Origin of the sequence: Thiobacillus sp. 65-1402 (genome assembly GCF_001897685.1) — a bacterium.
Taxonomy (GTDB): Bacteria; Pseudomonadota; Gammaproteobacteria; order Burkholderiales; family Thiobacillaceae; genus Thiobacillus.
The window spans coordinates 25,387-32,953 of the sequence record NZ_MKUG01000019.1; the positions used below are offsets into that span (position 1 = coordinate 25,387).

At 67.1% G+C, this 7,567-nt stretch carries 6 protein-coding genes and 1 pseudogene; all 7 read left to right on the top strand.

What is annotated here, in order from left to right; all coding sequences use genetic code 11:
• Positions 1–45 precede the first annotated feature (45 nt).
• Positions 46–528, top strand: a complete 483-nt coding sequence (locus BGO62_RS01945) for a thioredoxin family protein (RefSeq protein ID WP_296638894.1) — start codon at positions 46–48, stop codon at positions 526–528.
• Between the two features lie 143 nt (positions 529–671).
• Positions 672–1,316 carry a response regulator transcription factor gene (locus BGO62_RS01950; RefSeq protein WP_296638895.1) on the top strand — a complete coding sequence of 215 codons (645 nt, stop codon included), beginning with the start codon at positions 672–674 and terminating at the stop codon, positions 1,314–1,316.
• Positions 1,317–1,323: 7 nt separating this feature from the next.
• The gene (locus BGO62_RS01955) at positions 1,324–3,240 is read left to right on the top strand and encodes an ATP-binding protein (protein ID WP_296638896.1); all 1,917 of its coding nucleotides are present in this window, start codon (positions 1,324–1,326) and stop codon (positions 3,238–3,240) included.
• 40 nt (positions 3,241–3,280) lie between these two features.
• Entirely contained in the window at positions 3,281–4,681 is a 1,401-nt protein-coding gene (mpl, locus tag BGO62_RS01960) for a UDP-N-acetylmuramate:L-alanyl-gamma-D-glutamyl-meso-diaminopimelate ligase (RefSeq protein WP_296638897.1), read from the top strand.
• Positions 4,682–4,850: 169 nt separating this feature from the next.
• Positions 4,851–5,408: a YqiA/YcfP family alpha/beta fold hydrolase gene (locus BGO62_RS01965; protein ID WP_296638898.1), complete on the top strand. Its 558-nt coding sequence runs from the start codon at positions 4,851–4,853 to the stop codon at positions 5,406–5,408.
• A 6-nt stretch (positions 5,409–5,414) separates the two neighbouring features.
• The gene (locus BGO62_RS01970; RefSeq protein WP_296638899.1) at positions 5,415–7,283 is read left to right on the top strand and encodes an RNB domain-containing ribonuclease; all 1,869 of its coding nucleotides are present in this window, start codon (positions 5,415–5,417) and stop codon (positions 7,281–7,283) included.
• 86 nt (positions 7,284–7,369) lie between these two features.
• Positions 7,370–7,567: pseudogene (locus BGO62_RS01975) on the top strand (energy transducer TonB); the annotation flags it as partial.

The window sequence follows — 7,567 nt, forward strand, 5'->3', positions numbered from 1 at the left end:
CACGCATGATATCGATGTGTTCGCACCACAACAGGGACGACAACGATGACTCGACTGATTGCAGTCTGGGCCTTGATTTTAGCATGGGGCATGACGCTGTCCGGCACGGCCGGCGCGGCAGACGGGCTGGTTCACGCAAAGAACTTCCAGGCCGACGCGCGTATTGCGGCCAAACGCGGGGTGCCTATCCTGGTGGTCTTCACCAGCCCGGTCTGCTCGTATTGCGAGCGCGTCAAACGCGAATATCTGATCCCGATGCACAAGGATCCGGCTTACCGTAACCGCGTCATCATCCGCGAAGTCACCATCGGCACCACCACCCCGCTGACCGGGTTCGACGGCGTCCCCACGTCCGAAGGCGCGTTCGCCGCAGCCAACAAGATATTCCTGGTGCCAACCGTCAAAGTGTTCGACACCAAGGGCGCCGACGCCAGCGAAGCCATCGTCGGCCTGCTGTCGCCCGACTATTACTTCGGCTATCTGGAAGCGGCGATCGACGAAGGCATACGCAAAGTGCGCGGCAAATAGGCAAACCGCCAGGCCGTTTCCCGGTCGTGCGCGGCGCCCTGTCGCGCCGCGGGCAGTGCCGCGGCGCGACAGGGCGAGGGCTCGGCAAAGTCACGCGCGGCCGGGAAACGGAATAAAATTCCTGCCATGCAGGGAGCGCCCTTATGAAAACCCTTTTGGCCGACGACCACCCGCTGGTGCGCGAGGGGGTGCGGCAGGTGCTGGCCCAACTGGAGCCGCCGGTCGAAATCCTCGACGCCCACGACTATCCCAGCCTGTTTGCGTGCGCCGCCCTGCATCCCGACCTCGATCTGGCGCTGGTCGACCTGAACATGCCGGGCTTCGTCGGAACGCAGGGCATTACGCAGTTTCGCAACCGCTTCCCGGATATTCCGCTGATGGTATTGTCGGCGTCGGAATCCCCGCACGACATCCGCCACGCGCTGGAAGCCGGCGCGCTCGGCTACATCCCCAAGGCATCCCCTACCGCGGTCATGCTGGCCGCGTTGCGGCAGGTGCTGTCGGGAGGCCTCTATGTGCCGGCCGGCCTGGACGACCATCATGCCGGCCGGCACCCGGCGGCGCCCGCCGCCGGTTTCGATGCCCTGCAGCGCAGCGGACTGACCGCGCGCCAGCTTGAAGTGGCGCGTCTGCTGGCGCAAGGCTGCGCCAACAAGGCCATCGCAGACATGCTGGCGATGTCGGAAAGCACGGTGAAAGTGCACATTGCGGCGATTTTCCGCGTCTTCAACGTCAGCAACCGGACCGAGGCCGTGCTCGCCATTCAACGTCTGCCGCAGGCGCCCTGAGCGCATCGTGAAATTTTCGCGCCGCCTGTTCCAGCGCTCGTCGCCGGCCAGCATCCGCAGCCGGCTGCTGGTCATTGCGCTGCTGCCCGCCCTGCTGGCCGAATTCGGGATGGTGGCGCACTTCACCACCGAGGCCCTCGCCACCGCCGAACACGCCCTCCACACCCGCGCCGCCGGCGCGGCCCGCCACCTGGCCGACGCCTTGCCCGATGCGCTGGCAAGCGGAGACGCGGCGCGGGTGCATAGTCTGCTCCAAATCGAGGCGGCCAACAGCCAGCTGTCCTTTGCCAGGGTCGCCGACGTGCACGGCAATCCCATCGCCAGCACCGGCGCCCCCCTGCGCCCAGCCCGCCCGGATGAACATCACCGGCAACATGCCGCGATTCGTTTGCCTGCCGTCGATTTGTCCGGCGGCGCTCTGGCTGCCTCCCGCGCCGCGCCCGCTGGCGCCCTGCTGGGGCAGGTTGAAGTCGGCGTATCGCTCGGCCAGATCGACGCCTTCAGGCGCGATTCGCTGATCCATGCCGCACTGCTGATGCTGGCGGCGCTGGCGCTCACCGGCGCGCTGGCGTGGCGGCTGTCCAGCCGGCTGGCCGGGCAGCTGCGGCATGTCGGGCATGTGGCGGAGCGGCTGGCGTGCGGCGACCTCACGGTGCGCACGCAGCTGCCGCCGCAAGGCGAGGTCGGCATGCTGGCCGCCGGGATCGACAACATGGCCGAAGCCTTGCAGGCGCACCGCGACGAACTGGAAAAACGCATCCGCGAGGCCACTGCCGATCTCGCCACGAGAAAGGAGATGGCCGAGCGCGCCAACCAGGCCAAATCGCGTTTCTTCGCTGCCGCCAGCCACGACCTGCGGCAGCCGCTGCACGCGCTGTCGCTGTTTGTCGCGGCATTGAAAATGCGCAACCAGCCGCCGGAAGCGCAAACCCTGATCGACAACATTGCAGCGTCCACCGCGGCGATGGAACTGCTGTTCAATGCGCTGCTGGACATTTCGCGGCTGGACGCCGGTGCCATCGAAACGCACCGGGTGCATTTCCCGCTGCAGAAAATGCTGCTCGATCTCAACCATCGGTTCAGCGCGGTAGCGGCGGAAAAGCAGCTGCACCTGCGTTTCCGCCCGTGCGGCGCCACCCTCTACAGCGACCCACTGCTGATCGAGCGGATTCTGGCCAATCTGATCGCCAACGCCATCCGCTATACCGACGACGGCGGCATCCTGGTAGGCTGCCGGCGCCGCGGCCGCATGGTGCGCATCAGCGTGGTCGACACCGGCCGCGGCATCCCGCCCGAGCAGCAGGAAAGCGTGTTCCACGAATTCGTGCAGCTGCACAATCCGGCACGCGACCGCAGCAAAGGGCTGGGGCTCGGGCTCGCCATCGTGTCGCGCCTGGGACGGCTGCTGGGACACCGGGTGGATCTGCGCTCGCGCCCCGGCCACGGCTCGACGTTCAGCCTCGACGTGCCGTGCGGCGACGCCCGCCTGATCCAGCCGCCCGCCGCCGTCGGCGTGCCCGGGCAAATCCCCGCCGATGCGCTGGTGCTGCTGGTGGACGACGAAAGCGCGATCCTGCGCGGCATGGCCGAACTGTTCGACAACTGGAACATCGATCTGGTCACCGCCCACAGCGCCGCCGAAGCGGTGCAATGGCTCGACAGCATCGGCCGCGTACCCGACGTGATCGTGTCGGACTACCGCCTGCCCGACGACAGCGACGGCATCGAGGTCATCGCCCGCCTGCGGCAAAAATTCGGCCGCGACATCCCGGCCATCGTGGTCACCGGCGACACCGCACCCGACACCATCCTGCGCATCGGCCGCGCCGGTTTCCCGCTGCTGCACAAGCCGCTGCGCCCTGCCAAGCTGCGCGCCCTGCTGACCCACCTGATCCAGCAGGCACGCGCCGTCGCCGTGGGATAATCCACCGCACTCCACCTCTTGAACCTTGCCCCTTAAAACCATGCACATTCACATTCTCGGCATCTGTGGCACCTTCATGGGCGGCATCGCCGCCATCGCGCGCGCAGCCGGCCACACCGTCACCGGCTGCGACGCCAACGTCTACCCGCCGATGTCCGACCAGCTGCGCGCCCTCGGCATCGACCTCATCGAAGGCTTTGATGCCAGCCAGGCCGACCTCAAGGCCGACGTTTTCGTCGTCGGCAACGTCGTCACCCGCGGCAATCCGCTGCTGGAGGCCATCCTCGAACGCGGCCTGCCCTACACCTCCGGCCCGCAGTGGCTGGCCGACAACGTGCTGCAGGACAAATGGGTGCTGGCGGTGGCGGGCACCCACGGCAAGACCACCACCTCCGCGATGCTGGCGTGGATCCTCGACGACGCGCGCATGCGCCCGGGCTTTCTGATCGGCGGCATTCCGCAGAATTTCAGCGTCTCCGCGCGGCTGACCGACAGCCCCTTCTTCGTCATCGAGGCCGACGAGTACGACACCGCCTTCTTCGACAAGCGCTCCAAGTTCATCCACTACCGCCCGCGCAGCGTCATCCTCAACAACCTCGAATTCGACCACGCCGACATCTTCCCCGACCTCGCCGCCATCGAAACCCAGTTCCACCACCTGGTGCGCACCGTGCCCGGCAACGGCCTCATCGTCGCCAACGGCCGCGAAGCGAGCCTCGAGCGCGTGTTCGAGCGCGGCCTGTGGACCCCGGTGGAACGCTTCGGCAGCAGCGGCGGCTGGACCGCCGGCGAGGCTGATGCCCAGGGCAGCTTCGACGTATTCTTCAACAGTGCCCGGCAGGGCCGGGTGAACTGGGAGCTGCTGGGCGAGCACAACCGCATGAACGCGCTCGCCGCCATCGCCGCCGCGCGCCACGCCGGCGTTCCCGCCGCCGCCGCGATCGACGCCCTGAGCCGCTTCGAGAACGTCAAGCGCCGCATGGAAATCCGCGGCGCGGTCCACGGCATCACCGTCTACGACGATTTCGCCCACCACCCCACCGCCATCGCCACCACCATCGAAGGCCTGCGCCGCAAGGTCGGCCACGCACGCATCCTCGCCGTGCTGGAGCCGCGCTCCAACACCATGAAACTCGGCGTGATGAAAGCGCAACTGCCCGCCAGCCTCAGCGACGCCGACCAGGTCTACTGCTACGCCGCCACCCTCGGCTGGGACGCCGCCGAAGTGCTGGCGCCGCTGGGGGCCAAGGCGCGCGTGTTCGACAACCTCGACAAACTCGTCGGCCAGTTGCTGCAAGACACCCGCCCCGGCGACCACGTGCTGATGATGAGCAACGGCGGCTTCGGCGGCATCCACGCCAAGCTGCTGGACACGCTGCGCCATCACTATCACGAGGACATCGTGCTGACGCCGATGCATCGGTATGGGGGGTATGCGTAAGCTGGGGGTAATTGCAGGGCGTTGCCCTCACCACCATTCGCGCTGAGGAGGCACGCTTCTGCAAGCATTTTTTCTATGCGTGCAGACCGGATTGCCTCCTCGCCGCGCGCCCCAATGACCGCGCAATCCCGATTTCTGGAATCTCCCCCACCCCGGTAAAATCCCGGCGATGATCGCCTACCTCCACGGATTCAACTCCTCCCCCGCGTCCGGCAAGGCCCGCCAGCTCGGCGAGCACATGGCGGCTATCGGCCGGGCAGCCGACTACTATTGCCCGGCGCTGCCCAACAGCCCGCGCGAAGCCATCGCCCTGATTGAAACGGAACTGGTGCCGCGCCGGCCTGGCCCGGTCACCCTGGTCGGCAGTTCGCTGGGCGGCTTCTACGCCACGTATCTGGCGGAAAAGCACGGCTGGAAGGCGGTGCTGGTGAACCCGGCGGTGCACGCGCACATCCTGATGCGCGGCGCGCTCGGCCCGCAGAAGAACTGGCACAGCGGCGAGACGTGGCAGTTCACCGCGGCGCACCTGGCCGAACTCGCCGCGCTCGACGTGCCCACCATCACGCAGCCCGAACGCTATCTGCTGCTGACGCAGAGCGGCGACGAGGTCATCGACTACCGCGACGCCGTCGCCTATTACGCGGGCGCCACACAAATCATCGAGGACGGCGGCAACCACGGCTTCACCGGGTTCGAGCGCCACTTCCAAACCATTCTGGATTTCTGATTCTTCATGTACCTCATTTTTGAAGAGGACGGCCATTTCAAGGCCGGCTCCATCCTGTCCGAAACCGACGCCACGGCACAGGTGGAAACCGCATCCGGCAAGCGCAGCAAGATCAAGGCAGCCAACATCCTGTTGCGCTTTGCCGCGCCGGCCCCTGCCGAGGTGATGGGCGAAGCCGAGACGCTGAGCGGCGAACTCGACGCCGACTTCCTGTGGGAGGCGGCGGGCAGCGACGAATTCGGCTTCGAACAGCTGGCGCAGGAGTATTACGGCCACGCGCCGCGGCCGGCGGAATCGGTGGCGCTGCTGCAAAAGCTGCACGCCTCGCCGATCCACTTCCACAAGAAGGGCCGTGGCCGCTACCGGCCGGCGCCGGCCGAGACGCTGGCGGCGGCCAAGGCCGGGCTGGAGAAGAAGCGGCTGGCGGCGGAAAGGCAGGCGCATCTGGCGGCGGAACTGGCGGCCTTCCGGCTGCCGCCCGAATACATCTCGCTGCTCCCGCGCATCCTCATCGCGCCGGACAAGAACACGCTGGAATACAAGGCGCTGGAAGACGCGGCGACGGCTGCGGGATTGTCGCAGCTGCGGCTGATCGAGCGCTGCGGCGCGATCCCGTCGACGCTCGACTTCCATCTGGCGAGCTTCCTGCTGGAGTACTTTCCGCGCGGCACCGGCTTTGCGCCGGTGGCCGAACCCATCGATCCACCTGAACTCCCGCGCAGCCACGTGCGCGCGTTCTCGATGGACGACGAGGCGACCACCGAAATCGACGACGCATTGTCGGTGGAGTGGCGCGGCGACGGCAGTGTCCGCGTCGGCATCCACATCGCCGCGCCGGCGCTCGGCATCGCGCCCGGCTCGGAACTCGACCGGGTGGCGCGCGAACGGCTGTCGACCGTGTATTACCCCGGCGACAAGATCACCATGCTGCCGGAGGCGCTGATCCACCATTACACGCTGGGCGAGGCGCACGACTGCCCGGCGCTGTCGCTGTACGTCGACGTGGCGCCCGACCTGCGCGTGCTCGGCACCGAAACCCGGGTGGAAATGGTGCACATCGCCGACAACCTGCGCCACGAGACGCTCGAAGTTCAATTCAACGCCGACACCCTCGGCAACCCCGCCGGCGCGGATTATCCCTACCGCCGCGAACTGGTCTGGCTGTGGGACTTCGCCGCCGTGCTGGAAGCCGGGCGCGGCAAGACCGACGCGGTCGACCGCGTCGATTACAGTTTCAAGCTCGACGGCGAACGCATCGACATCGTGCCGCGCAAGCGCGGCAGCCCGATCGACAAGGTGGTGTCGGAGCTGATGATTTTTGCCAATACGCACTGGGGTGGCTGGCTGGCGGAGAAACGGGTGCCCGGCATTTACCGCGCGCAGGCGAACGGCAAGACGCGCATGACGACCGCGCCCGATCCGCATCAGGGCCTCGGCGTCGACCAGTACGCGTGGTCGACCTCGCCGTTGCGGCGCTACGTCGACCTGGTCAACCAGCGCCAGCTGATTGCGCTGGCGCAGCAGACCGACCCGGTGTATCCGCCGCGCAGCGAACAGCTGTTTTCGGTGGTGCGCGAATTCGAGCTGGCCTACGACGCCTACAACGACTTCCAGCGCCGCCTGGAACGCTACTGGATGCTGCGCTGGCTGCTCCAGGAAAACGTGAGCGAGGTGACCGCCAGCGTGATCCGCGAGGACCTGGTGCGCTTCGACAACTTGCCGATGGTGACGCGCGCGCCGTCGGTGGCCGGCATCACGCCGGGGGCTAAAGTGCGGCTGGCGATTTCGGACATCGATCTGCTCGACATCAGCTTCCACGCCGAGTATCGGGAGACCCTGGATACGCCGCCTGACAGCGGCGTCGCCCTTCCGTAGAATCGGATTTCCCCTCATTTTCCGTTTGCATGGTGTCCGCCGCTCCGCCTCCTTCTCTCGCCAAGCCCTCCAGACAAGGCACGCGCATGGCGCTTGCCATGCTGGCTTCGGCGGCGCTGCATGGCATGCTGCTGTCGACCCAGATCGTGCACATCAATCCGCGCCTGTTCGAGGACACCAGCGTGCCGATGGAGGTGGTGCTGGTCAACGCCAGAAGCGCGGAATCGCCGCTCAACCCCGACGCGCTGGCGCGGGTGAGTCTGGCGGGCGGCGGCAACACCGAC

Coding starts and splice junctions, on each gene's coding strand:
- BGO62_RS01965 (WP_296638898.1), top strand. CDS start 4,851: ATGATCGCCTACCTCCACGGATTCAACTCCTCCCCCGCGTCCGGCAAG.
- BGO62_RS01945 (WP_296638894.1), top strand. CDS start 46: ATGACTCGACTGATTGCAGTCTGGGCCTTGATTTTAGCATGGGGCATG.
- BGO62_RS01950 (WP_296638895.1), top strand. CDS start 672: ATGAAAACCCTTTTGGCCGACGACCACCCGCTGGTGCGCGAGGGGGTG.
- mpl (WP_296638897.1), top strand. CDS start 3,281: ATGCACATTCACATTCTCGGCATCTGTGGCACCTTCATGGGCGGCATC.
- BGO62_RS01970 (WP_296638899.1), top strand. CDS start 5,415: ATGTACCTCATTTTTGAAGAGGACGGCCATTTCAAGGCCGGCTCCATC.